The sequence below is a fragment of the Halomonas sp. A3H3 genome (genome assembly GCF_000982975.1).
Taxonomy (GTDB): Bacteria; Pseudomonadota; Gammaproteobacteria; order Pseudomonadales; family Halomonadaceae; genus Vreelandella; species Vreelandella titanicae.
Window position 1 is genome coordinate 1,235,908 of the sequence record NZ_HG423343.1, and the last position, 577, is coordinate 1,236,484.

The window sequence follows — 577 nt, forward strand, 5'->3', positions numbered from 1 at the left end:
ACCGCCTTTACGCTCGGCGGGAGACTCGACTTTGAGCAGACTGACCTTGGAGGCGACCCCGACACCGTAGTCGGCGGGGGTTTTCACCTCCAGCGGCTTTTTCTTGGCCTTCATGATGTCGGGGAGCTTGGCGTAGCGCGGCTCATTCAAACGCAGGTCGGTGGTGACAATCGCCGGCAGCGTCAGGGCGATGGTCTGCAGACCGCCGTCGATTTCACGCGTCACGTTCACCTTTTCACAGTCCACCGCCACTTCCGAGGCAAAGGTGCCCTGGGGCAGCCCGGTCAGCGCGGCGAGCATTTGGCCGGTCTGGTTGTTGTCGGTGTCGATGGCCTGCTTGCCCAGCACCACCAACCCCGACTGCTCTTCTTCGACCACTTTGGCCAGCAGCTTGGCTACGGCCAGAGATTCGGTACGCTCGTCGGTTTCGATATGCAGGGCGCGGTCTGCCCCCAGCGCCAGCGCGGTACGCAGCTGCTCTTGGGCGGCTTTGGGCCCTACCGTAACGGCGACAATTTCTGTCGCCACGCCCTTCTCTTTCAGGCGCACCGCCTCTTCCACGGCAATTTCGCAGAAG

At 62.7% G+C, this 577-nt stretch carries 1 protein-coding gene; it reads right to left on the minus strand.

The window, feature by feature from the left end:
* Nucleotides 1-577, minus strand: a 577-nt coding sequence (locus HALA3H3_RS05390; protein ID WP_053856910.1) for an electron transfer flavoprotein subunit beta/FixA family protein, incomplete at both ends; no start/stop codon positions are given.